The organism is Salinimonas lutimaris, assembly GCF_005222225.1.
Taxonomy (GTDB): domain Bacteria; phylum Pseudomonadota; class Gammaproteobacteria; order Enterobacterales; family Alteromonadaceae; genus Alteromonas; species Alteromonas lutimaris.
The window spans coordinates 393,914-418,193 of the sequence record NZ_CP036536.1 but is presented as its reverse complement, the minus strand read 5'-3'; the positions used below and the strand labels follow the sequence as shown (position 1 = coordinate 418,193).

20 protein-coding genes and 2 tRNA genes are annotated in these 24,280 nt (G+C 48.7%); 10 read left to right on the top strand and 12 right to left on the bottom strand.

The genetic code is table 11. The features are described 5' to 3' along the window. Positions 1 to 28: 28 nt before the first annotated feature. The gene (locus EZV72_RS18790) at positions 29 to 100 is read left to right on the top strand and encodes a KxYKxGKxW signal peptide domain-containing protein (protein ID WP_137168623.1); all 72 of its coding nucleotides are present in this window, start codon (positions 29 to 31) and stop codon (positions 98 to 100) included. 49 nt (positions 101 to 149) lie between these two features. On the opposite strand, the gene EZV72_RS01795 is transcribed toward EZV72_RS18790, so the two are convergent. Further along, positions 150 to 2,252 (bottom strand): TonB-dependent siderophore receptor, encoded by a 2,103-nt coding sequence (locus EZV72_RS01795; RefSeq protein ID WP_137165622.1) that lies wholly within the window; start codon positions 2,250 to 2,252, stop codon positions 150 to 152. 186 nt (positions 2,253 to 2,438) lie between these two features. On the opposite strand from EZV72_RS01795, the gene EZV72_RS01790 reads away from it, so the two are divergent. Next, positions 2,439 to 3,176, top strand: coding sequence for a haloacid dehalogenase type II (locus EZV72_RS01790; protein ID WP_137165621.1), 738 nt, complete (start codon positions 2,439 to 2,441; stop codon positions 3,174 to 3,176). 104 nt (positions 3,177 to 3,280) lie between these two features. On the opposite strand, the gene msrA is transcribed toward EZV72_RS01790, so the two are convergent. The 3 genes from msrA to EZV72_RS01775 all read right to left on the bottom strand — a co-directional run bounded on the left by msrA (position 3,281) and on the right by EZV72_RS01775 (position 5,868). Continuing rightward, entirely contained in the window at positions 3,281 to 3,871 is a 591-nt protein-coding gene (gene msrA, locus EZV72_RS01785) for a peptide-methionine (S)-S-oxide reductase MsrA (RefSeq protein WP_137165620.1), read from the bottom strand. A gap of 763 nt (positions 3,872 to 4,634) precedes the next feature. After that, positions 4,635 to 5,267, bottom strand: a complete 633-nt coding sequence (locus EZV72_RS01780) for a hypothetical protein (RefSeq protein ID WP_137165619.1) — start codon at positions 5,265 to 5,267, stop codon at positions 4,635 to 4,637. Positions 5,268 to 5,565: 298 nt separating this feature from the next. Continuing rightward, on the bottom strand, positions 5,566 to 5,868 hold the full coding sequence (locus tag EZV72_RS01775; RefSeq protein ID WP_137165618.1) for a hypothetical protein: 303 nt from the start codon (positions 5,866 to 5,868) through the stop codon (positions 5,566 to 5,568). A 138-nt stretch (positions 5,869 to 6,006) separates the two neighbouring features. Between EZV72_RS01775 and EZV72_RS01770 the strand changes: the two genes are divergently transcribed. Continuing rightward, positions 6,007 to 7,068: a hypothetical protein gene (locus tag EZV72_RS01770; RefSeq protein WP_137165617.1), complete on the top strand. Its 1,062-nt coding sequence runs from the start codon at positions 6,007 to 6,009 to the stop codon at positions 7,066 to 7,068. Positions 7,069 to 7,486: 418 nt separating this feature from the next. Here the strand turns inward: EZV72_RS01770 and EZV72_RS01765 are convergent. From EZV72_RS01765 to mutY, 4 genes are all read right to left on the bottom strand, one after another. Beyond that, a tRNA-Phe gene (locus EZV72_RS01765) sits at positions 7,487 to 7,562 on the bottom strand. A 54-nt stretch (positions 7,563 to 7,616) separates the two neighbouring features. Continuing rightward, positions 7,617 to 7,692 (bottom strand) — tRNA-Phe (locus EZV72_RS01760). 138 nt (positions 7,693 to 7,830) lie between these two features. Next, positions 7,831 to 8,103, bottom strand: coding sequence for an oxidative damage protection protein (locus EZV72_RS01755; protein ID WP_137165616.1), 273 nt, complete (start codon positions 8,101 to 8,103; stop codon positions 7,831 to 7,833). Positions 8,104 to 8,134: 31 nt separating this feature from the next. Further along, a complete protein-coding gene (gene mutY, locus EZV72_RS01750) occupies positions 8,135 to 9,178 on the bottom strand; it encodes an A/G-specific adenine glycosylase (RefSeq protein WP_137165615.1) in 1,044 nt (347 codons plus the stop codon). Between the two features lie 83 nt (positions 9,179 to 9,261). On the opposite strand from mutY, the gene EZV72_RS01745 reads away from it, so the two are divergent. From EZV72_RS01745 to arcA, 6 genes are all read left to right on the top strand, one after another. Next, positions 9,262 to 9,960, top strand: coding sequence for an alpha/beta fold hydrolase (locus tag EZV72_RS01745; protein WP_232364481.1), 699 nt, complete (start codon positions 9,262 to 9,264; stop codon positions 9,958 to 9,960). A 134-nt stretch (positions 9,961 to 10,094) separates the two neighbouring features. Beyond that, positions 10,095 to 10,814 carry a tRNA (guanosine(46)-N7)-methyltransferase TrmB gene (gene trmB, locus EZV72_RS01740; RefSeq protein WP_137165613.1) on the top strand — a complete coding sequence of 240 codons (720 nt, stop codon included), beginning with the start codon at positions 10,095 to 10,097 and terminating at the stop codon, positions 10,812 to 10,814. Continuing rightward, positions 10,814 to 11,896: a methyltransferase gene (locus EZV72_RS01735; protein WP_232364480.1), complete on the top strand. Its 1,083-nt coding sequence runs from the start codon at positions 10,814 to 10,816 to the stop codon at positions 11,894 to 11,896. The genes trmB and EZV72_RS01735 overlap by 1 nt, the downstream gene beginning before the upstream one ends. Positions 11,897 to 12,070: 174 nt before the next feature. Continuing rightward, a complete protein-coding gene (glgA, locus tag EZV72_RS01730) occupies positions 12,071 to 13,501 on the top strand; it encodes a glycogen synthase GlgA (RefSeq protein WP_137165612.1) in 1,431 nt (476 codons plus the stop codon). Between the two features lie 82 nt (positions 13,502 to 13,583). Beyond that, positions 13,584 to 15,227, top strand: coding sequence for a sensor histidine kinase (locus tag EZV72_RS01725; protein WP_137165611.1), 1,644 nt, complete (start codon positions 13,584 to 13,586; stop codon positions 15,225 to 15,227). Between the two features lie 144 nt (positions 15,228 to 15,371). Next, positions 15,372 to 16,079, top strand: a complete 708-nt coding sequence (gene arcA / locus EZV72_RS01720; protein ID WP_137165610.1) for a two-component system response regulator ArcA — start codon at positions 15,372 to 15,374, stop codon at positions 16,077 to 16,079. Between the two features lie 86 nt (positions 16,080 to 16,165). Here arcA and pmbA read toward each other — a convergent pair whose 3' ends face one another. After that, a complete protein-coding gene (gene pmbA / locus EZV72_RS01715; RefSeq protein WP_137165609.1) occupies positions 16,166 to 17,497 on the bottom strand; it encodes a metalloprotease PmbA in 1,332 nt (443 codons plus the stop codon). Between the two features lie 69 nt (positions 17,498 to 17,566). Between pmbA and yjgA the strand changes: the two genes are divergently transcribed. Continuing rightward, on the top strand, positions 17,567 to 18,115 hold the full coding sequence (gene yjgA, locus EZV72_RS01710) for a ribosome biogenesis factor YjgA (RefSeq protein ID WP_137165608.1): 549 nt from the start codon (positions 17,567 to 17,569) through the stop codon (positions 18,113 to 18,115). 50 nt (positions 18,116 to 18,165) lie between these two features. Here yjgA and tldD read toward each other — a convergent pair whose 3' ends face one another. Genes tldD through EZV72_RS01695 form a run of 3 tightly spaced genes read right to left on the bottom strand, consistent with a single transcriptional unit; the run spans position 18,166 to position 24,275 of the window. Further along, positions 18,166 to 19,608 carry a metalloprotease TldD gene (gene tldD / locus EZV72_RS01705; RefSeq protein WP_137165607.1) on the bottom strand — a complete coding sequence of 481 codons (1,443 nt, stop codon included), beginning with the start codon at positions 19,606 to 19,608 and terminating at the stop codon, positions 18,166 to 18,168. Then, positions 19,598 to 20,419, bottom strand: a complete 822-nt coding sequence (locus EZV72_RS01700; protein WP_137165606.1) for a carbon-nitrogen hydrolase family protein — start codon at positions 20,417 to 20,419, stop codon at positions 19,598 to 19,600. Before EZV72_RS01700 ends, tldD begins: the two co-directional genes overlap by 11 nt. Then, a complete protein-coding gene (locus EZV72_RS01695) occupies positions 20,412 to 24,275 on the bottom strand; it encodes a YhdP family protein (protein WP_137165605.1) in 3,864 nt (1,287 codons plus the stop codon). Before EZV72_RS01695 ends, EZV72_RS01700 begins: the two co-directional genes overlap by 8 nt. Positions 24,276 to 24,280: the final 5 nt, after the last annotated feature.

Sequence of the window (24,280 nt, the reverse complement as noted above, 5' to 3'; positions counted from 1 at the left end):
TACCAAACACAACTGTATTGATTAAAGTATGAGCGAGGTTCTAATTTTTGTTATGCTACTTTCGACTAGATTTAAAATGTGGAAATCAGGGCATTTGTGACACAGCCAGCCGCTTGCCAGACAGGAAGCAGGCCGGCTGTAAAGACAGGTCAGAACTGATAATTCAGGGTTAGCCGTGCATTGCGAGGCTCGCCGGGTACGGTCCACAGTGGTGAGTAGCTGGACGTAAAGTATTCTTCGTCCAGCAGATTATCAATGTTGAGTTCCAGCGACAGCTGATTTGTCAGGTTTACTTTGCCATACCAGCCTACCAGAGTGTAGGACGGCAGGCGGTAATCCAGATTCACACTGTCTCCCAGCCGGTCATCCACATAGCGTACACTTAACCCGGTCTGAGCCTGCTGGCCAGCCAGTGCAAAGAAGTGATTCACCCGTGCACTGATGTTGTGTTTGGGTACATTCACCAAAGGTGAGCCTTCAGGCACCAGTATTCCCCAGTCCGGGTTCACCGCTGCTTCGCCGGTCTGGGTGTTGAGCCACGCGTAGGACAATACAAGCTGGGTATCAGCAGTCATGCTCCAGTCAGCATCAAACTCTACGCCCTGACTGGTTGCTTCGCCCAGCGCAGCCGAAAAGCCAACATTAACCGGATCGGATGTCAGAATATTGGTCTTTTGTGCATCAAACACCGCCAGTGTCATCGACAGCGAATCTGATACATACTTGACCCCGACCTCCACTGACTGGCTTTCTTCGGGCTCAAACGCATTTCCGGCAGCATCGGTACCGCTTAATGGAATAAACCCTTGTGAATAGCTGGTATAAAGCGTCACAGTGTCGTTGAGTAAATAGGTCAGTCCAAAGCGCGGGCTGTATCTGCTGTCAGAGGTTTCATTAAACCGGCCGGTCAGTGTTTCACCAATATCCTGAGAATAGGTGTCAAAGCGAACTCCCAGCAACATTTTAAGCTGATCAGTCAGACCAATCTGATCCTGAATATAGGCTCCCAGTGACTGCTGCTCCTCGTTGTCCTGATACAACAGGTCTACGGGTGGAAACTCATTACCGTAGTCCGGCTCCAGGATGTTAAGTGTGTAGGTGTTAGCCCCACCGCGATAGCGGAACAATGCGGTACTGATTTCATAATCATACGCATCCATACCTATCATCATACGGTGCGTCATCCCAGCTATCTGAGTATCACCGCTGAATTCAAAACGAACCGAATGGTCTTCAGACTCATAGTCACGGCGTCGATGCTGGCGAGTCAGTGTTTCACCATCTTCATACAACGTCTGGCGCGACGCTGATAATTCAGCATCAGAGGAAAAACCGTTTAAATCAGACCGTCGATAGCTATAGCCGGCCAGCAAAGACCACTCGTTGGCCAGCGATGTCTGGTAAGCAAGATGGTGCCCCACGGCATAGATTTTGGTCGGTCCGTCCGCAGGATTACCTAAATAGCGCTCTTTAGGTACAGTGCCAAAATGATTGTCCAGTACCACAATACCGCGGTCAAACAGCTGCTCCTGCTTAACAAATTCAAATTCGTATAACAGGCTGCTGGTATCATTTATCTTCCAGGTAACAGACGGGGTGACCACCTGTTTGTCGCTCGATACATAATCGCGAAAGCTGCCAAAATCCTGCCAGGCGCCGTTAATTCGAAAGGCCACATCATCGGTAACAGCATTGGTATAGTCGCCTTCAACCCGGTATTGCTCAAAGCGCCCCGCTGAGGCTTTTATTGAGCCCTGCTCATTAAACTGCGGCTTTTTAGTCACAATATTAATCACACCGCCCGGCTCGGAGCGACCGTATAATGCAGAGCCCGGACCTTTTAAGATCTCAATCGACTGTACGTTAGACAGATCCCGGTGGCCACTGAAGCCGCGCCCCCCATTAAATCCGTTAATGAGATAACCAGAAGGCATGTTTTCGTTTCCGGGAAAGCCTCGCAGTGAAAAGCTGTCCCATAATCCACCACCATTATTCTGCCGTGCAATGGTTCCGGAATAATCCAGAACATCCTGAAACCGGGTCAGGTTCAGCGGTGCTATCTCACCCATACTGAATGTTTCCAGCGCCTGCGGTAGTTCATTGTCAGGAATACTGCCCCGGTAAGCTTGCTTATGTACCACTGAAATTTTCTCAATCGTATCAGCATCATCTTGCTGGGCAGCAACCATAGAAGAATAACTGGCAGCAGCAATTGCCAGTGATAAATAGGTGCGGGATAAAAGAGTCGGCATACCTGATATCTGTATCTGCAATAACAAAGCTCGACATGTTATATCATAACAATTTATTACACCAGTCTGACCTGAACACGTTATTCAGTGCTGGTAGAGGCCGGAATGCTTTACATCAGCAGCAGATTTAGTAACTATGGATATTGAACAATCGTTCAAAACAAATACACAAAATTGGGATTACTGATGAAAACATTAACCAGCCTGGTCTTGCTGTGCCTGCTTTGTGCCGGCAACGCATGGTCAGCAGAAAAGCCTAAAGTCATTTTCTTTGATGTAAACGAAACCCTGCTTGATCTGAATGCCATGCGCACGTCGGTATCTGATGCCCTGGGCGAGCGCGACGATCTCATGAGCCTGTGGTTCTCGACCATGCTGCATCATTCTCTGGTAGATAACACAACCCGGCGTTTTCACACCTTCGGAGAGATTGGCGTGGCCTCATTGCTCATGGTGGCCCAGACCAATAATATTGAATTAACCGAAGCACAGGCGCGTAAAGCCATTGTCACTCCACTAAGAAGCCTGCCCCCTCACCCGGATGTAAAAACAGGACTTAAACAGTTAAGAAAAGCCGGCTACCGCCTTATCAGCCTGACTAATTCTTCTAACAAAGGAGTACAGACTCAGTTTGAAAACGCCGGCATGATCGATTTATTTGATGCCCGCTACAGTGTGGAAGATATCAAGCGTTATAAACCTGATCTGCGTACCTATGAATGGGCGCTGGAAAAAGCCGGTGTCAGCGCCGATGAAGCTATGCTGGTTGCAGCCCATGGCTGGGATATTGCCGGTGCTAAAGCAGCCGGCTGGCAGGCTGCATTTATCAAACGCCCGGGCAAAGTAGTTTACCCACTGGCCATTGAACCGGATTATCAGGTTAATACCCTGACCGAACTGGTCGATAAATTAGCCGCACAATAAACCCAAACAGCCCGGTATAACGCCGGGCTGTTTGTCTGGACCTATCGGTCACCGTAGTCAGGCACTGATCACAAAGGCGAATTGATGTCATTCAGCAAGAGTGATTAGTGTATGGCCTTATCTCCCCAAATCTCCCGGGTACGCTGATCGCGACCACAGCTCCAGCGGTAGGCTTTATAACGGATAGGACTCTTTTTATAAAAATCCTGATGGTAGCTTTCTTTACCTTTGATGGGGTAAAACGTCTGGGCATCGAGCACCGGGGTCACCACAGTCTGTCCGGGAAACTGATTATCTATATGCTGTTTTGATTTTTCTGCCATTGCGCGCTCCTGCTCATTCGCAACAAAAATGGCACTGCGATAGCTGGGGCCTTTGTCACAAAACTGTCCCGACGGATCAAACGGATCAATACTCAGCCAGTAATAATCCAGTATCTCTTTATAACTGACCACCGAGGCATCATAGGTGATTTTTACCACTTCATAGTGACCTTCATGGTTGCCTTCATACGTCGGATTTTCAGCCGTTCCACCACTAAACCCAGACACCACATCCGTGACCCCTTCCAGCTTTTCAAAATCAGACTCCATACACCAAAAACACCCTCCGGCCAGAATGGTGCTCTCAGCGACTGCGGTTGAATGGTACAGACCCAACAGCCCAACAACCGCACTTATAACGATTTTTCTCATAGTGATTTCCAGTCAAAAAATTTGCGTCTGACAACAGGACCGTAACAAGCATGGTTTTCATTCATCTTTGAGTACTGCAAATCGGGATGGTGCTTTTTCAGAGAAGCCGCAGAAAGCATTGCCATTTGGCATATAGTACAAAAAACAACCTTCTTGCTTATTGCAGTATGCTATATTTACAAAAATTTTTTGGAGTACTGCATGAAAAGCTGGCAGGAACATAAAAAAGAAATGGAGCAGGAAAATAAACGGGAATGAGTGATTGCGATACTCAGCGCTCTAATAATAGTAACTGTGGTAAGTATTGCCATATTCACTAAACACTGAAGTATGTGCGGGAGAGGTGTATCTGCATCCGTGACTTTATTTCGATAGATACCAAACCTGGTCAAAAAACTGTGTCGAGCTAGTTCCAAATTGCTTTGCTAAACGATAAGTGTAACTTCGCGTTACTTGCTATCCGTTAAGTCAGCGTGTTTCTGTGATTTCTAAGGGCAGGATCAAAAAAGCCCTCGCATTTCTGCAAGGGCTTCAGTGATGGTGCCTCGACCCGGGATCGCAACGCGCGGTGCAGCCGCAGGGACACGCAGATTTTCAATCTCTATAGGCCTTGTCGCAATGATGTCACATATTGATTTTCGCGGCCTGTAGCGCCGCTTCCTTGTGTCAAAACGATGTGACAAGACGAAAAATCGTCACACCAAATCTGGTTAGACGTACTCACTATCTTGTTAATAAATTTCATTTTTGACCAATAGAATGACTAATCCTCCGTTATCTGTGTCATTGCATCCAAAGCCTGAATTCGCTTATACCCTGAGCTAGTTTCGCTAGTCAGCCAAGTATTAAAATGACCATTTAGGCCTGATGGATGTGCGGTGTGAACCCAAACTTTTCCATCTGCCCAGACAGCCATATCATTGATTACCCGATAAGTTCCTGAAAACATTCTCTCGAGTAGCCTTCTGACTGCCTTTACGTATTGGTCAGAATTACCGAGCATTATTACCGCTTTTAATTCTCTTGGGAGTGCTTTTAGGTATTTCTCAGAACAGTTCGCAATAACATCCGGTATTTCATTAAAAGATTTATTAATAATAGGGCCAGTACATGAGTAAATTCCATTTTTATCATCAGCACGGGACACACTGCACCTAATCAAAGAACCGAATGCAATTTTTGACTTGGGGTCTGCTATTCTTTCATCAACGGTTTCTTCCTGTGATATTAGACCCAATGCCTTAAGAACCTCTGACAAACGTCCTCTCATTTTCGCAAAGGCAACATCTTCAAAGCGACCGTTATCATATATACCAGCTTGTGTTGAGCCTTTTGAAAATCCAAGGATTAGATACTCTGGTTTATCACTTCCCCATGCTCCAGGATCATTTATCATTTATCATTTTCCAGTTTGCAGCTGGTTTAATCGTTTTTTCATTTTGGTCGCCGAAGCAAATTCTGCACTCAATTTTGCCGTGTGTTGGTAACATATTTGTTCCTCTAAACTTCAGAAATGTGGTCTTTCCCACCGTCAGCCATTCACGATTCAACACCTAAATCAATTACGCCAACAATTCTGCATAAATGACTTATGCGCCTACTGCTTCTAATCAATTCCCACAGGGATAAGAGAGCGAAGCTGGCATGGTTGCGGGTGTTATTAGCCCCACCGCCCGCTGGAGTAGAACTGTTCCCTACTTTCGATAAACTTTCCAATGGTCGTCTAGGTATCTTTCAACGATCAAAATGTCTCTTGGCTGAAGATTATTCCTGACGTTTAAGATCCGCATAGCTGTGCGATTGCGAAAGCGCTGATGCTTTCCGCAAACATCAGTTTCAAAGACATCGCCACCACCTATATCCAATTGAAGTGGTTTGCCTTTTATTCGTAAATCATCAGATCCAATATGTTTATTTGAGAATTTTGTTAGGTGTCCTCTCAGATTGATGTAGTTGTTCTTGATGGCACCTTCAGTTAAAGCTATTTCAATTTTCATCTTTTTAAAGTCTTCCCAACTATCCAAGGTAATTTAGACTTTAAAAAATTTAAGCTGGCAAACCTAAAAAAATAAATTTTCTTTCAATCACCTATCAATGCTAGAGTTTGGGGATATCAGCCTACAAAATTTCCACAAATGACCTTATCAGATTTGAAGAAGTGCCATGCCTTTATTGATGAAACATTTGTTGTTGCGAGCGGGGTACGAGAATCAACAAAAGTGAACTCTCAGGAGTGGATGAAAAACATCTTTATTCTTCCAGAGCGAAGAAGTGAGATAAAAAAGCGAATGAGTGCTATACGTAGAAAGCGCACAGCTAAAATCGATCACTTAGATGGGACGAGATATGTTTCGTCTAGCAGGATCGTTCAGACAAAGGAATATGGAGAGTTGGGTAATGAACTAGTTTTGGCTGAGCAAAGAGTTAACAAGCTTTCCAGCAACTTAAAGTATGTCTATCCTTTAACACCAAAGACAATACTACAATACCGGGAAGACACATTCGAAAAAGTTGTTGAGTTCTATGAAGGACTGTCTATGAAGGAGAAATCACAGTTTTTTTCAATACAAGACAATAAGTTAGTTAATTTTGCACCTGATCAACCACCTGTCGGTAAAGTGTCGTTAGAAACGAGATTAAAACCATATTACTCGAAAGAACTCTTCAGTGTAGAAGAAGTAACCTCGGAATTATCACGCACGATAGAGAAGTTAAAAAAATCAGTCCTGAACTCAAAGAAGAATGGTCAAAAAGCACGAGCTAGTTTGACGAGCCGCTACTTGCGAAAATTAATTCACAACTTATCAATCATAGACAGATTGAACAAAAAATTTTCACCGCACGGAAGGAAGCTAAAAGGAGTTGATACTCAATTGGTGTTAGGCGGCACTTCTTATCAATGGCCTAAATACATTATAGGCGATTTTAAATCTTGTTCATTTGGGTCTTCAATCCAAAAAAAGATCGAGGTAAATAATACGGTATCATTACCTACACATCTGCAAGCATTTCCAGCATTAGAAGCGGGCAGATTTCATTTATTCTTTGATAAAAGCTATGACGCGTTGAAGATAATGGACAATATTAGCGAACATGAATGGAGAAAATTTAGACCTTTCAATCACTATGAAAAAACATTGAGTAAAGAGTATCCAAGTAAAAATAGCATTACATTCCCATTCGATTTTTTCTATTAGCTTATCAAATACGCTTTATGGCCTAGATACTTTTACAATGAACTCATCTCTATCGGAATTGCGCCTTCAATACACACGCTGTAACTGAGTAATCCACACTATGAGAGTGGCACCGATTTATTCACTATAAAAATTTGGCTGCAAAAAATAAAATATTAAGTGATACACGCACCCATTTCTAAACGATTTGTAACCAATAACCCTAACACCTTGCTAGAATAAACGGTGTTGTTGAAAAATATATGGCTCAAAAATGAAAACACCTGATGATTCTTTAAATATAGTCAGGATTTAATAATCGTTTCTCGGCCGGAGTCACTGCTCTCGAAGGCAACAGCAAAATCATGTAAGTATATTCCAGCATTTTCTAAGGGGCAGGATCAAAAAAGCCCTCGCATTTCTGCAAGGGCTTCAATGATGGTGCCTCGACCCGGGATCGAACCAGGGACACGCGGATTTTCAATCCGCTGCTCTACCAACTGAGCTATCGAGGCAAAACAGGTTAGCGTTATTACGCTGTGCTTTATTCGAAAATAAAGCAGTATTCATGGTGCCCAGAGGCGGGATCGAACCACCGACACGCGGATTTTCAATCCGCTGCTCTACCAACTGAGCTATCTGGGCGAAACTGGTTAGCGCTGTAGCGTTGCCGCCACCATCGCAGTGGGTGTGCATTAAACGGATTTTCAGGCCCCGCGTCAACACCTTTTTTTCAAAAAACTGTCTGCTTGCACAATAACTACTCAAAAAGACTTTTTTTGTTTACTTTTCCGGCGGGACATAGCCTTCAATAGTCGGTTCCTGCCCTTCAAACAAAAATGCGCTCATCTGTTCTTCTAAGAATTTACGTGCTTCGGGCTGCATCATATTCAGCTTATTTTCGTTAATCAGCATAGTCTGCTTTTTTTGCCACTCAGCCCAGGCTTCTTTGGAGATATTGTCAAAAATACGCTTGCCCAGTTCGCCCGGGTACAGCTGAAAATCCAGCCCTTCGGCTTCTTTATTTAAATGCTGGCAAAAAACGGTTCGGCTCATGGTTACTTACCTTTTAGGTTGTGCGGCCTGCTTACAGAGTCCGCTTTAACTGTTCTATGATCTTTTTGGTGGGGGCAGCCAGCCCGACTTCAATCGGTTCATGCAACGCAAACCAGCGTTGACTGGCTTCTTGCCGCACCCTGGTGGAAGTCATTTTGCCATTGAAAACAACAAAGGGCGAAATATCCAGATGAAAATGACTGAATGTGTGACGAAATGGCGCGAGTGAGGTTATCTGAAAATCGTCCAGACCGCGCTCACGGGCTACGTCTTCGGCCGGCTCCTGGGACTCGATAAACCCGAACAAGCCGCCCCATAATCCCTGTGAGGGCCGCTGTTGTAGCAATATGCTGTTGCCTTCCATAAACACCATCATATTGACCTTGCGCTCCGGAATAGCTTTTTTCGGCTTTTTGCCCGGAAATTCTGACTGGCGGCCCTGTGCATAGGCCAGACAGCCCTGCTGCAGTGGGCATGAGTCACAGGCAGGTTTGCTGCGGGTACAGATCATGGCACCCAGATCCATCATGGCCTGAGTGTAATTGCCACAACGCCGGGCTGGCGTATTTGCCTCGGCAAACTGCCACAGGGCATTTTCTACCGCCTTTTGCCCCGGCCAGCCCTCTACGGCGTAATAGCGGGCCAGCACACGCTTTACATTGCCATCGAGAATAGGATGCCGCTCGCCCCGGGATAACGACAATACAGCACCTGCGGTAGAGCGGCCGATTCCCGGTAACGCCATGACTTCATCCAGTGAACCGGGAAACTCACCCTTATATTGCTGCGCGATAATAATAGCGGCTTTATGCAGGTTGCGGGCGCGGGCATAGTAACCCAGACCGGTCCAGTGATGCAGTACATCATCAGTATGGGCCCTTGCCAGTGCCTGCACATCGGGAAAGCTGGACATAAATTTTTCAAAATACGGAATAACTGTGGTGACCTGGGTCTGCTGAAGCATAATCTCAGAAACCCAGACCCGGTAAGGCGTAACATCTTGCTGCCAGGGTAAATGTTTGCGTCCGTGCAGGTCATACCATGCTAGCACTTGGTCAGAAAAGCTGGCTGTCATGTGTGGTGTTTACGTCGTGGTCTGATTAAAGAGGTGGCTATGATATCATGCCTTTCAACTGTGTCAGGAACTGTGGAGATCCCGTGGACAGCACCCCTGTTTTATTTTTACCCGGAACACTTTGCGACGAGCGTATCTGGCTGCCAGTCTGGCGCCAGCTTTCTATCACCCAGCGCCGTTATGTTCCTTTGCAATGGGCAACCTGCCTTGAGGATATGCTGGCGCTGACCGGAGACCGGGTGCTGGACGGCGAAAAAGTGCATCTTGTCGGCTTTTCAATGGGCGGCTATATCGCCAGTAAATGGGCGCTGCAAAATAGTGACAAAGTGGCTTCACTAACACTGGTTGGCTATAACCCCGAAGGTCTGGGTGTGGATGAAATCAATCGCCGTAAGCAAATGGTGAGCATGCTGCAAAACGGGCAGTTTCAGCCTGACAACCCCGCTTACCTGAAAAACTTTGTGCACCCTGACTTCATGCCAAGCGAGCAGGTCAGTCAGGTCATCACTGAAATGGGCCAGGATTTGGGCAAAGCGACGCTGATTGCCCATACTCAGTCCACCACCCCGCGTGAAGATATGGTACCGGCACTGCGCAAAGCGCCGTTTCATCTGAACCTGGTTGCCGCCATCGACGATGCTGTGGTGCAGTTTGATAAACTGACCGCCATTGCGGCAAAGCTGAATGACTGCACCTTATATCCGATAAAAAATGCAGCGCACATGCTGCCACTTGAGCAACCTGAAGAAGTCGCCTCGGTGCTGCGGCAAGTGCTTGACTGAACACGCGACAAAGCACAATAACAGGCGCACAGCGAGGTACTGGACTGCGCGTCACTAACGACTTTTTATTGCATTGTCCGGAACAGGCTGGATAATGCGCGCAACTTAATTTTACAGCCAGATCGAGTAACACTATGGGGCAATACAAAAATCAGGCAGAAGCGGAAGCAGCCGGTGTTTATATCAGTAAAGTGAAAAGCTATGTTAAGCGCGAAGGGCGTCTGACCAACGCGCAGGGGCGTGCGCTTGAGCAATACTGGCCAACCATGGGCATCGACTTTGAAGATGCTGTGCTGGACTTATCTGAAGTTTTCGGCCGGACCGCCCCGGTAGTGATGGAAATTGGTTTTGGCATGGGTAAATCGCTGGTAGAAATGGCCGCGAACCATCCCGAGATGGACTTTATCGGTATTGAAGTTCACCGTCCTGGTGTAGGCGCGTGTCTGCATGATGCCGGTGAACTGGGCCTGACCAATCTGCGGGTGATGGAGCATGATGCGGTTGAAGTACTGAACAAGATGATTCCCGAACAGGGGCTGGCTCGCCTGCAACTATACTTTCCTGATCCATGGCATAAAAAGCGCCACCACAAGCGCCGTATTGTGCAGCCAGAATTTGTTGAAACCCTGCGCAGTAAACTGCAGATGAAAGGGCATTTTCATATGGCCACAGACTGGGAAAACTACGCTGAGCATATGGCTGAAGTAATGAATGCAGCGCCGGGTTATGCCAACACCGCAACGCAGGGCGACTATGTACCGCGTCCGGAGTATCGTCCAATTACAAAATTTGAAGTACGCGGCCAGAAGTTAGGCCATGGCGTGTGGGATCTGATTTACGAGCGAACGCAATAATGTTGTCAAACCAGAGCCAGTTACTGGCGCGCAATCTTGATCTGTTTGAGCAGGGTGAATGGCTCATCATCAACCCTGCCGATGCCTATTTTACCGACCAGCTCAGCGATATGCCGCTGGAAGTGCTGCATCAGTATTTTGATGTTTTCAGCGAAAGCGTGCGGGTCATCCATTCTCACAGTATGGATACCCGTGATGTGAGTGAGGATCCGTCGGGTTTCTGTGTATCGCAGAAAGTCAGTAAGCATTTGCATACCTTTGCCCCCTTTATAACCGGTGAGCGCCGCTTTTCGGATGTTCTTATCTACATTCCCAAGGCCAAGCATCAGCTAAAGATGCTGCTGACCATGGCAGGATCAGTGCTGCGCGAGGGTGGCCGGATTCATCTGGTAGGTGAAAACAAAGGCGGTATCAAAAGTGCGGCTAAGCTAGCCACAGACCTGGGACCCGCACAAAAGGTCGACTCTGCCCGTCATTGCAGCCTGATTACCATCGAGGTAGAAAACACTCCGGTTTTCCGGCTTGAAGACTGGCTGGACGAGCGCACCTACCAGGTTGATGAATTTGAGTGGGATATTGTGTCACTGCCTGGTGTATTCAGCCACACTGAGCTGGATGACGGCACGCGTCTTCTGCTGAGCAAGCTACCTAATCACTTAAACGGTAACATTCTGGATTTTGCCTGCGGCGCCGGTGTCATTGGCAGTTACCTGAATAAACTGCAACCACACCTTAAGCTGACACTGCTGGATGTCAGTGCGCTGGCCCTGTTTTGCGCGGCCCGCACCATGCAGGCAAACGGAGTAACTGGCCAGCTACTGGCAGCCAATGGTCTGCATGGCGTAGACGACAAGTTCAGTCACATTGTCACTAATCCGCCGTTTCACACTGGTGTGAAGACTGATTACAGTATTACCAAGCGCTTTATCAGCGATGCTAAACGTGTACTGGCAAAAGACGGCACCCTGCATCTGGTGGCAAACCGGTTCCTGCCCTACCCCGGTTTACTGGCTGAACATTTCAGTCAGGTAAGACCGTTAGCCCAAACCAGTCAGTTTTCTGTGTATCTGTCGCTAAAATAATGCAAGCCACGTATTTTTCAGCATTTTTGCTGGATAAATGCATGTAAGTATTGAACACTGTTATTCAGATAATACGTTATCCCTGTATGCTGGATATCGGTGTTCAGCTCCTCGCTGAACACCGATACACCAGGTACGTTGGTCCGCTGCAAATCATGATTAAGGTTGCGTAAGGTGAATATAGTTTTTGCGATTTCTGAAGTAGAAGACCTGGTTAAAACCGGTGGCCTGGCTGACGTGGGCAAAGCGCTTCCACTGGCGCTCAAAGAAGCCGGGCACAACGTGGCCATTATCATGCCCTATTATCAGGCGATCAGAGTCCAGTATGATCTGGCCGAAGCCTGTCCGCCTCAAACCCTGTTTACGGCCGGTCAGGTCTATCATTTTGCTGTGCGGCAACTGAGCTGGAACGATATTCCGGTTTATTTTGTGGATTATCCTGACTACTTTGACCGCGATGGCCTGTACAGCAGTGCTTACGATGCATTTAATGACAACGGCGAGCGCTTCAGCTTTTTTTCCGGGGCCTGTCTGACCACATTACAGGCGCTTTCCCTACAGCCGGATGTTATTCATTGTCATGACTGGCATACCGCGATGCTGCCGTTTTTACTGCGTAACGATCACACCGGCTTTTTTGCCGGTACAAATAGTGTATTTACCATCCACAACGCGGCCTTTCAGGGCGTACACCCGCTACAGGAGATTCCGTTTTTACGCCATCATCCGGCTATTTTGCCGCTGGTACACGGTGGTTATATCAATATGCTACAAACCGGTATTGAGTTTGCCGACAAAATCACAACGGTAAGCCCTAACTATGCGCAGGAACTTCTGACCAACTTAGGTAGCCATGGTTTGCATGATCGCCTGGTCACCCGCCAGCGGGATTTAGTCGGAATTTTGAATGGCTGTGACTACACGCAGTGGAACCCAGCCACAGATTCGTTTTTACCGGAAAATTTTGACAGTAAAAACCTGTTTGCCAAAAAACGCTGTAAACAGGTGTTACAACAACAGTCACGATTACCGGAAAAAGAAGGTGTGCCTCTGATTGGCATGGTCTGCCGGCTCACCGAACAAAAAGGGTTCGGATACTTGCTGCCTATCCTTGATGAGCTGATGGACCATAATATTCAGCTGGTGATTGTGGGTACCGGTGATCCCAGTGTGTGTATGGATCTGGGCGAGTATGCTCATAACCACCCTGATCAATTTGCATTTATTAACGGGTTTAGCAGTGAATATGCTCATCTGGTAGAAGCAGGCGCGGACTTTTTCCTGATGCCCTCGCAATTTGAGCCTTGTGGTTTAAATCAGATGTACAGCCTGGCTTATGGCACGTTACCTATTGTACGTTCAGTCGGCGGACTTAAAGACACCGTTAAGGATCCTGGGGCTGATGCTGACAAGGCCACCGGCTTTGTGTTCTCAGAACCCACCTCTGAGGCCTTGCTGTCCTGTATTCGCCGTGCCCTGCTTTTTTATTACGAGCACCCGGCCCGGTTCCGTGATATGCAGATTCGGGGCATGGATACGCGTTTCACCTGGCAGGATGCAGCCAGCCGCTATGAAACGCTATATAAGACTATGCTAAAGAATTAAAAAATAATCAGGTGGTCTGCTTTTCTTTTGTCTTCGCTTGAGACAGTATAAAGCGATAGGCTGACAAAACTAAGAATAAAGCATGAGCGATATTTCGACCCGGCTGTCTATCCGCAGCCTGTTTCTTTGGGTCATCATGGCTATCGTCACCATCATTCTGGTGTTGGCGACAGGCCTGTCTGTGTATATGCAAATTTCCTCCAGCAAAAATGCACTGTTTGGTTCAGTCACCTCTGTTACCCGGCTGGTCAGCAATCTGGCGGCCAGTGATATTTCTGCCGGTAACTCGTCTCAAGCCGAAAATATTCTCGCCAGTTTTGCTCAGGCAGACAATATTCTGCATGCACATGCATTCTGGAGCGATCCCCGACAGCTGGATGACCTGACCTTTCTGGCGTCATTCAACCAGCCTGGTCAGCCTGCCATCACGCCCGAACCTGACAAGCTTGACCGGCTCAGTCAACCGGTGCTGCACGACGGCATCGTAGAATATGCGCTACCGGTCATGCTCAATCATACCTATGTGGGTTATATCTATGTGCAGGCCAGTGCTGATACGTTTAACCGGCAGGTGGGTAAAAGCATTTTGCTGCATCTGTCGATAATGTTTGTATTGCTGCTATTGACTTACCTGTTCGGCGTACGGTTGCAGCGTCTGTTTATCAGACCCATCGAACAGCTATCAGCTTTTGTGCAGCATACGTCACGACAACGTAATTACCGGGCCAGAGCTCCCGGCTCCAGCGTGCAGGAGGTCGATGTGCTGTGCAGCGCGGTTAACCTGTTACTGTCGCGAATGCAGGACTACGTGGCCACGCAGAAACAGGTCGAGCAAAAGCACAAAGCCCTCAACACACAGCTTGAAGATATAGTAAACCAGCGCACACTAGCCTTGAAAGATGCCAACCACGAGCTACTGCAAACGCTGGAAAAACTGCATCAGTACCAAAGACAGGTCATAGAAAATGAAAAGCTGGCTTCGCTGGGCGATCTCATCACCGGCGTGGCTCATGAAATGAATACTCCGCTGGGTCTGAGTATTACTGCTACCTCGGTCATCGTGGATCGGCTGGGACAACTGCAACAGGAATTTAACGATAATTCGCTCAAAGCCAGTCAGCTGGAAGCATTTTTGCAAGAAACGCAGGAGAGCCTGGCCATTGTTTGCCGTAACCTGGACCGTACCGCAGAGCTGATCAACAGCTTTAAACAGTTGGCGGTCGATCAAAATAGCGAGACTAACCGAACATTTTGCGTTTTACAGCTATTTAATGAGATACTACTACCTTTACGGCCCCAGTTAAAAAAACATCATCATAATATCAACATAACGTGTGACCCTACCTTAATTGTTGAGACAAAGGCTGGCCCGATAAACCAAATTTTGATCAATCTGATCATGAACTCCGTAGTCCATGGCTTTGAGAACCGGGAAAACGGTCAGATAGATATCAAGGCTGAATTAGCATCAGCCAACACCTTACGATTAGTTTACAAGGACGATGGGAAGGGGATTCCGGCTCATATTCGTCAGCGTATTTATGACCCATTTGTGACGACACGTCTGGGACATGGCGGCTCAGGGCTGGGCATGCATCTTGTATATAATCTGGTGACGCAGGTATTAAACGGTACCATAACGCTCCTGAACGAAGAAAACAGTGGCGTGGAATTTGTTATCGTTTTTCCTGTCGAAAGTGCTAAATCAGAGGAAACCGTAAATTAACAATGCTAAGGCCTTGTAAATTTATGGCAAACCCTCATACCGTAGGTCATGTTTTATTCGTTATTTACTTGCAATGCAGATAGCGAAGCTTAAACTTTAACCAGAATGTTGCTTAAATTGATTGTGAAAAGAGTGTGAAACACCATGCAGACGCCGAATGTATTAATTGTTGAAGATGAAGTGGTTACCCGTACCACGCTAAAGAGCTTGTTTGAAGCCGAAGGCTATAATGTATTTGAAGCAGAAAATGGCGATCAAATGCACGACTTTTTTGAGAATCACGCAATCAATCTGGTCATTATGGATATTAACCTTCCGGGCAAAAATGGTTTGATCCTGGCACGTGAAGTACGCGACCGTAAAAATGTAGGTCTGATTTTCCTGACCGGCCGCGACAACGATGTTGATCGTATCCTGGGTCTGGAAATCGGTGCAGATGACTATCTGACCAAGCCCTTTAACCCTCGTGAACTGACCATCCGTGCGCGTAACCTGTTAACCCGCACCACTAACTCAGCAGAAGATGATGATCTGCCAAGCCGTGTCAGCTTTAATGGCTGGACGCTGGATGGCGATAGTCGTTCACTGATTTCTCCAAGCGGTAAAGAATTCCGTCTGCCGCGTAGTGAATTCCGTGCCCTGCATCTGTTTTTAAGTAATCCGGGTAAAATCCTGACTCGTGAGCAGCTGATTATGGAAATGACCGGCCGTGAATTGCGTCCGAACGACCGTACTGTGGATGTGACTATCCGCCGTATCCGTAAGCACTTTGAGTCAGAGCCAAGTGATGAAGAATTGATCGTAACCATCCACGGCGAAGGTTATCGCTTCTGTGGCACTGTAGATAGCTGATCAATCACTGTTACCGGTGCTCACACAAACCAGAAACAAAAAACGCAGCGAATCAGCTGCGTTTTTTTATGGGTAAACCGGTAGATTTAGTTACCGGCTATTTTCATATTATCAATCAGCACAGAGCCGGTTTGCACCCCGCCCCGAACATCACGCTCGCTGCCGATTGCCCGGATATTGGCAAACATGTCTTTAAGGTTACCGGCAATTGTCACTTCGTGCACCGGATACTGAATCACACCGTTTTCTACCCAGAAACCTGCCGCACCGCGGGAATAGTCACCGGTGACCACACTGACGCCCTGTCCCATGAGTTCGGTGACCAGTAGACCTGTGCCCATTTCACGCAGCAGATCCTGCTCTGTCTGGCCGGAATGTCCGATGATCCAGTTATGGATGCCACCAGCGTGACCGGTAGACTGTGTCCCGAGTTTGCGCGATGAATAGGTGGTGTACAGGTAATGAGCCAGGCGTCCCTGTTCCACGATATTAAGATCTTTGGTTGCCACCCCTTCGGCATCAAAGTTAGCGCTGGCCAGGCCGCCTTTCAGATGCGGACGTTCTTCAATAGTCAGCCACTCAGGAAATACCTGCTCGCCCAGTTTATCCAGTAAGAAACTGGAACGGCGATACAGATTACCGCCACTGATGGCACTGACATAGTGACCAAACAAAGAAGACGCCACATCACGGTGTAGCAGTACCGGCACATTGGCGGTATTGATTTTACGTGCACCCAGACGGTCTACCGTGGCCTTTGCGGCTTCCTGTCCGACTTCCAGCGGGCTTTTCAGCTTGTCGGCCATGCGTGACACGGTATAGGCGTAATCACGCTGCATATCGTCGCCACTGGCGCCAATCATCATACAGCTCAGGCTATAGCGACTGCTGGGGTAACCGGCGTTGATACCGTGGGTATTGCCGTACACTCGCATCCCCAGATTGGCGTTATAACCGGCGCCGTCAGAGTTAACGATTCGCTCATCGTATTCCAGTGCCGCTGTTTCTGCTTCAATCGCGATTTTCATCGCCTGTTCAGGGTCAAGCTCCTGCGGGTGATACAAATCCAAATCAGGGAACTCGGTCGCCATCAGGGCTTCGTCTGCCAGACCGGTGCAAGGATCCTCACTGGTATAACGGGCAATATCCACGGCTTTTTCCACCGTCAGCGCCAGTGCCTCTTTGCTCAGGTCTGCAGTAGATGCACTGCCTTTATGCTTACCGACATAAACACTGATCCCCAGCCCGCCATCATTGGTGAACTCAACGTTCTCCACATCTTTCATACGGGATGAAACAGCGATTCCCTGCACTTTCGACATACTGGCTTCGGCCTGCGTTGCGCCTTTGGCTTTGGCCAGCTTCAGTACATCATCTACCACGTTTTGAATTTCGGCGATTTGCTGTTCAATTTGCATAGTCAGTTTCGCTATCCCGGTCTCTGTGTCAAAATACTTGTATTACCAGTGTAACACTATGAGAGTTAAATGAGCGACCACAAGCATCATTCTGAGGAAGATTCTTACTTTGACGAAGCGGAAGACTTTGCGTACGACGAACCGCTAAGTAAAAGTGAATTAAAACGTCAGTCTGCGGAACTGCAAAAACTGGGCGAAGAAATCGTTAACCTGTCTGATGCCCATGTGGCGACGATTCCGATGGACGAGGAACTGCACGACGCGGTTCATCAGGCACGGGCCCAGAACCGTAAAAAAGAAGGTTATCGCCGACAGCTTCAGTTTATCGGTAAGCTGCTGCGCCGCCGTGACACCGCGCCAGTGAAAGAGGCTATGGCCAAACTGACTCACCAGCACAGGGCCAATAATGCGGCCTTTCATGCGCTGGAAAAGACCCGTGAAGATATTATCAATAAAGGGGATGAAGCTATTCAGCCACTGGTTGAGGAATATCCGGAGCTGGATCGTCAGAAACTGCGTCAGTTACACCGTCAGGTGAAAAAGGAGCGGGAGAAAAACGCCGCGCCTAAAGCCTACCGCGAACTGTTTCAGTATTTAAAATCGGTGATTGAGCCGTAAGATCAAAAAAGCCCCGGTTTCGGGGCTTTTTTGTATCGGCGAGGTGGCAGTTATGCCGTACCACCTACCGTCAGTTCATCGACTTTCAGTGTAGGCTGACCCACGCCTACCGGTACCGACTGACCATCTTTACCACACACACCCACACCATTATCCAGTGCCGAGTCATTGCCAATCATGGAGATTTTCTGCATGACTTCAGGGCCGTTGCCAATCAGTGTTGCCCCTTTGATAGGCGCCGTAATTTTGCCATTTTCGATCAGATAGGCTTCAGCACTGGAGAACACAAACTTGCCAGAAGTAATGTCTACCTGACCGCCGGCAAAGTTAGGTGCATAAATACCTTTTTCGATACTCTGGATAATTTCCTGCGGGTCATGCTGGCCACCCTGCATGTAGGTATTGGTCATACGTGGCATGGGCAGATGGGCAAACGACTCGCGACGGCCATTACCGGTTGGCTTCACTCCCATCAGACGCGCGTTCATTTTGTCCTGCATATAACCGGTCAAAATACCATCTTCAATTAACACATTGTGCTGGGTAGGTGTGCCTTCATCATCCACCGACAAAGAGCCACGACGATCCTGCAACGTACCGTCATCAATCACCGTCACACCTTTGGCTGCAACACGCTGGCCCATTTTGCCGCTGAATGTGGATGCGCCTTTACGGTTAAAGTCACCTTCCAATCCATGACCCACAGCCTCGTGTAACAATACGCCAGGCCAGCCATTGCCCAGTACCACCGGCATCGTACCGGCCGGCGAGGCAATCGCTTCCATATTCACCCGCGCCATATGCAAGGCATCGTCAGCCAGTTTCTCGTAATAAGGACGTCCGTCCCGGTCTGACTCAAAAAACGCATAGGTATGACGGCCACCCGCACCAGAGCTGCCGCGCTCACGACGCTCACCTTTTTCCAGCAATACTGAGCAATTCAGACGCACCAGCGGGCGAATATCTGTCGCCAGCGTACCGTCGCTGGCAGCCACGAGCACCTCTTCGTAAACGCCAGTCAGACTGACCACAACCTGGTTAATACCCGGTTCCTGTTTACGTACATAGGCATCCACGGCCTTAAGCAGAGCGACCTTTTCGGCTTCCTGCATGCCCAGCAGCGGATTAGCCGAGTCGTAACGTCCGGCGTATTCACCCTGCTTCAGGCTTTGTACCTGATGCGTGCCGCCAGCCGGAGAAATTGTCCGTGCGGCTTTGCAGGCTTTAAGCAGTGCATCAGGGCTAATTTCATCGGAGTAGGCAAAACCGGTTTTCTCGCCACTGATGGCCCGAACCCCGACACCACGCTCGATGTTATAGCTACCTTCTTTGATGATCCCGTCTTCCAGCACCCAGCTTTCATGCTGACTGGACTGAAAATACAGGTCAGCATAATCTGTATCATGACGATGGATCTGGCCCAGTGCATTTTCTAAAGCAGATAAATCCAGCCCTGAGTCAGTCAGTAAATGGCGTGCTACGTTATTTGACAAAATCGCTCCTGAATTGATTGTGTTGGCTAACCGGCATATTGGTTTTCAGCGAATCCCGGTCGCTGATATCAACCGCAGCCTGAATCATGCCGGGTTGGGTATCACATTCTGCCAGTACATCTCCCCACGGAGAATAAATAATACTATGGCCGAAAGTTTCCCGTCCGTTTGCATGGTCACCGGTTTGATTAGGGGCAACCACAAAACATTGTTTTTCAATGGCTCTGGCTCGCACCAGCGTATGCCAGTGTGCATTACCAGTATAGCGCGTAAATGCCGCGGGCAGGACCAGAATATCTACATCCCCCATTGCATTGAACAGCCCCGGAAAACGCACATCATAACATACTGCCAGACCAATGCGCCCGATTGGCGTATTGCAGGTCACCACCCGCTGACCCGGCTGAGTGTAGGTCGACTCTTTATAGCTGCCGGTATTATCCTTCACCGCTACATCAAACAGGTGAATTTTCTGGTATTCATCAATGACTTTACCATCCGGACCAATCAACAGTGAGGAGGCTGTAAATTTATCTTCCTCATCGCCCTGTAAAGGAAATGTGCCGGTGATCAGATACACGCCGTACTGTTTAGCCATCGCCTGCATGGCCTGACAGATTTTTCCGGTATAGCGGGCCTCGGCGATGTCCAGCTGTTCCCGGTCCCGTGTTCCGAAGCGGGCAAAACACTCTGGTACTACAACCAGAGTGGGCTCACTGACAGTCAGTGAGGCCAGTTGGGCATCAACAAATGCCAGGTTTTCGTCTACATCCGGTGTGGATGTCATTTGTATTGCGATCAGATTAACCATCTTGCACCTCCAGGTTTAACCGTTCCAGATCTGGCTGTGTCAGAATTTGTTCCTTGTCAGGAATCGCCTGCTTCTGTGCCGGTAAAGGTATGTCCTTACTATCTCTACCTACTTCATCAAATTGTGGCTCACTCCAGGTGCCGGTGACCTGATAATTCACATTGGAAATTACTTTAGCCGAGGTCAGCACCTGGTCCAGTGCCAGTGCCGCCAGAGCGGTCTGCGGTGTTGCCAGAAAATACACTAGTACCGGCAGGTTTCCTGTCACATTTGGGGTAAACGACACCCGATAATTAAGCTGGCGGGCAATCAAGTCGGTATAGCCCTTAATGGTTATCTCACCGGCGCCGCCATCAATGACCGTATCCTGAGTGGATGCTTTTCCATCAGCAATCTCCAGCGTACCGCTCATATCATCATAAAAAAAGCCCTGGGCAAATACGTCCCGAAAATCCAGACTCAGTTTTCGCACCAGTGAATTCAGGCTGAACAGGGTAAATATGCGCGAGCCTTTATCGCTGACTTCGCTAAGATAGCCGTCAGATAGTTGCCAGCTCAGCTTGCCCTGCAGGTCCTGGGCAGAAAAATCCATAGGGGCTTTGGGCCAGCTCACTTCAAAATCGATGTTGGCCGATGAGTCTTTGATTCCTGAGTCCACGCCCCAGTTGGTTAGCATCTGCCCGGCATCATCACTTTTCAGTGATCCTGAGATAGCGGTGATATTACTATTCGCCTGCCAGCGTCCTTTGCCGGAAAACTGATGATGCTCGCCCGTCGCTGCCAACTGGCGAATCTCCATACCCTGCGGACTTTTAACAACATCTACCGTCACCTCACCCAGTTTTTTACCCAGCACCGAACACTGGCGGCAGTGAAAGTAGACCGGCGGCAGGGTAGCCGGATCCCAGTCATGCTGAACCGCATCATCCGGCGCATCAAGCTGCGCAAAATTAATGTAGTCTGCTTCTATTTCAATACCTCGTGACAACCACTCATCGTACAGGTTGACTCTGGCCCGGGCCTGATCCGAGTTAATATCCAGCAGCCAGTTATTATTCAGTTGTTTAGCAACAATATCCACTTTGCTCAGCGCCTGTCCGCCCACGACCAGATTATCGGTGTTGATAAAAATACGCCGGGGCACGGCAAACAACCCAGGTTTGTCACTGCCATTGTCTTTTACCCCGCTAATCAAAAGCTCTATGGCCTTGTACCAGTCAGTTAAATTTAACGCTGGCAGATTAGCCGCGATACTAAAGCCTGTTCCCAGACTCGTCTGCTCGCTTTCTCCCAACGCTAAATGAGCACGGGAAAACTGCATCTCCCGGTGCGGTAATACGCCGTTAAAGGTGGTGTTTTTACCCAGCATGGCGGTGATAGTAGAAGCAGTCTGATCGCCCTGACTGGTCACTGATAAGCGCTTTGTTTGGGGGGATTTTTTATTCAGCGGGCTGGGTAGGCTGGAGGACACGCCCTGCAGGTCGCTGATCACGCTGGCAGTATAATGAAAACCCTGTTCAGGCAGTGCCAGCGAGACATTTGCCTGCCAGTCAGTCAGACCTGTCAGATAACGGGTCATATCCGGATTCAGGCGACTGATAAGCGGGGCCACATCCCAGTTGCCGCCCACCCCGATATTAACTTCGTATCCCTGGTTCCCCTTGGCGCCGGTCAGTTCAATACCCACCGGCTGGCCCAGCATATCTGCTGATAAATCGGTACTGCTGATATTTTCGTTTCTGAACCGGATATTGCCTTTTACTGCTGATAGCGGCAGCCCGATACTGTCAATAAAAATGTGATTACCGGTGAGTGTAGCGTTACCGCTGGCCACCACATCCGGGCTGTTCAGCGGAATATCCAGATGCAGGCTGGCCCTGACATCGCCTTGCACCTGTACTTCGTTTTTCAGTACCTTACCCAGCGATTCTGATAACGAACTGTCCATCATCAGGTCTGCCAGTTGCTCTCCGGTGCCGGCGCCGTTAGCGTCAATCACCAGACTGGCATCCGCCGCCAGCCGCGCAATATCAGCGCGTAAATCGGTAACGGTAATTCCGGCTAATGTAGCTGCAGGCGCAGCCATGGCCAGACCGGCATTTTCAAAATGCAGTGCAATGTCGGTGCGGGTCAGGGCCGGCCAGTCTTTGGAAAACGCAAAGGTAGTATCCGTCAGGTTCAGGTAGGCCTGAAAAATTCCACTGTTGTCATTAAATGGAAAATCGCTGAAAGCGCCCTGCCACAGCACCCTGCCATGCTCCACCTGGCCTTTCCCACTGGCCAGCGCCCGCTTCAGATAATCGGTGGTATTCTGGCCCATCAGACTGGCCGGGAACAGCTGTGTGGCACTGGACACCGGCAGGTCGTCGATGGCGGTCATCAGGCTCATGGAGCCACCGGTAACATCCAGTCTCAGGCTCTGGGACAAGGACATGAGATTGGTATCAAGTAGCAGGTCCTGATAACTCACCAGCCAGTGGCCCGGATTATCACCCACTTGCTCCTGGTGCACATATATGTCGGCGTTTAACTGATTAAGCGCTACATCCTGTCCCAGTAGATTGGATGATGCCAGCTTGCCGTTATTCGCCTGCACGGTAATTGCGCCCTGATTTTTAAACCAGTTGATGTCTACATCCAGCGCATCCACACCTGGTAATATTCCGCGCTGTTGCCAGCCCACATCCAGCAGTTTGGCAGACAGCGCAATACCCTTGTTGCGAATACTCAGTTGCAGCGTGGCCAGCTCCCCGGTCGGGTTCAGCTCACGGACATCATCATCAGCAGCATCGTCGCTAAATAGTGGCAGCAGCACCAAAAACGGATTCACCGGCGCGGGTTTCATGGTATTTACCAGCACATCGCCAGACGGACTCAGGCGACCAACCACATCGGTCACCAGACTTTGCTTATTCGACTCAAAGACCAGTTCATCCACCCGAAAAAACCAGTGTCCGTTTTTAGGCAGAGCCTGAATACTGCCGCCCTTAATGCCGGTACTGACACTAACGCTGTCATCCCCACCCCAGGTCAGCTGACTGTCGTGAATGCGAGAGAAAAAGGCACTGAACTGACTGTTTTTAACTTCTGCCCAGGCTTCAAGATTAGCCCGGCTTTCTTGCAAAGGACGACGAGTATTGATTTTGCTGCTGATCCACGGCGAGATATCCAGCTCCTCGGCGCGGGCATACACCACCCCGCTCAAATCATCCTGACCACCATGCAAATCAATAATAAACGAGGCTGAGTTGCTGGCCACCTCGCGAACCTGAAAGGTTCCCTCTCCCTGGTGGTGGCCATCCCGGTTAAGCCAGTTCAGTGACGACAGCTCAATCACTTCTGGCTTATCTCCTCCGATAAGCGTGATACTGCCGCGATTCAGGGCAAACTGTTCTAACTGTTCCAGAAATAGATTTTTAAGCGCCTTAACCACCGGAAAATCATTGTCGCCCTCACCTCCCTGTAAGCGTGTAGTGTCCAGTACCAGATTAAACCCGGACAGGTTAAACCGGTTGGAGGAGAGCTGGCGCTGAGCCAGAGAACGCCAGAAATCTAGCTCTATATCAATGTTGTCGATATGTAGTGCCAGTGGCGAAGCATCATTCTGATTCAGGGTGACATTATCAAGTACCAGACTGGGGCCGGCTTTTTGCCAGTCAGCTTTAAGCTCACCAATGGTCAGTTCAAGCCCGTAGTGCTCGAGCACATACTCTTCCAGTTGTTGGGTGTGCTCATCCAGCTGTGGCAGGGCGTAACGAATCGCACTGAGTAAAACAGCAAATAAAACCAGCAATACAGCCAGGGTCATCCACAACTTTTTCAGCGCCCAGCCGGTAAACACACTTAAACGGTTCACGGTAC

Bases quoted from the DNA above. Each gene is read 5' to 3' on its own strand.
- EZV72_RS01790 (WP_137165621.1), top strand. From the start codon at position 2,439: ATGAAAACATTAACCAGCCTGGTCTTGCTGTGCCTGCTTTGTGCCGGC.
- EZV72_RS01725 (WP_137165611.1), top strand. From the start codon at position 13,584: ATGAGCGATATTTCGACCCGGCTGTCTATCCGCAGCCTGTTTCTTTGG.
- EZV72_RS01795 (WP_137165622.1), bottom strand. From the start codon at position 2,252: ATGCCGACTCTTTTATCCCGCACCTATTTATCACTGGCAATTGCTGCT.
- yjgA (WP_137165608.1), top strand. From the start codon at position 17,567: ATGAGCGACCACAAGCATCATTCTGAGGAAGATTCTTACTTTGACGAA.
- EZV72_RS01780 (WP_137165619.1), bottom strand. From the start codon at position 5,267: ATGATAAATGATCCTGGAGCATGGGGAAGTGATAAACCAGAGTATCTA.
- mutY (WP_137165615.1), bottom strand. From the start codon at position 9,178: ATGACAGCCAGCTTTTCTGACCAAGTGCTAGCATGGTATGACCTGCAC.
- EZV72_RS01770 (WP_137165617.1), top strand. From the start codon at position 6,007: ATGACCTTATCAGATTTGAAGAAGTGCCATGCCTTTATTGATGAAACA.
- EZV72_RS01700 (WP_137165606.1), bottom strand. From the start codon at position 20,419: ATGGTTAATCTGATCGCAATACAAATGACATCCACACCGGATGTAGAC.
- EZV72_RS01735 (WP_232364480.1), top strand. From the start codon at position 10,814: ATGTTGTCAAACCAGAGCCAGTTACTGGCGCGCAATCTTGATCTGTTT.
- arcA (WP_137165610.1), top strand. From the start codon at position 15,372: ATGCAGACGCCGAATGTATTAATTGTTGAAGATGAAGTGGTTACCCGT.
- EZV72_RS01755 (WP_137165616.1), bottom strand. From the start codon at position 8,103: ATGAGCCGAACCGTTTTTTGCCAGCATTTAAATAAAGAAGCCGAAGGG.
- msrA (WP_137165620.1), bottom strand. From the start codon at position 3,871: ATGAGAAAAATCGTTATAAGTGCGGTTGTTGGGCTGTTGGGTCTGTAC.
- trmB (WP_137165613.1), top strand. From the start codon at position 10,095: ATGGGGCAATACAAAAATCAGGCAGAAGCGGAAGCAGCCGGTGTTTAT.
- pmbA (WP_137165609.1), bottom strand. From the start codon at position 17,497: ATGCAAATTGAACAGCAAATCGCCGAAATTCAAAACGTGGTAGATGAT.
- EZV72_RS01775 (WP_137165618.1), bottom strand. From the start codon at position 5,868: ATGAAAATTGAAATAGCTTTAACTGAAGGTGCCATCAAGAACAACTAC.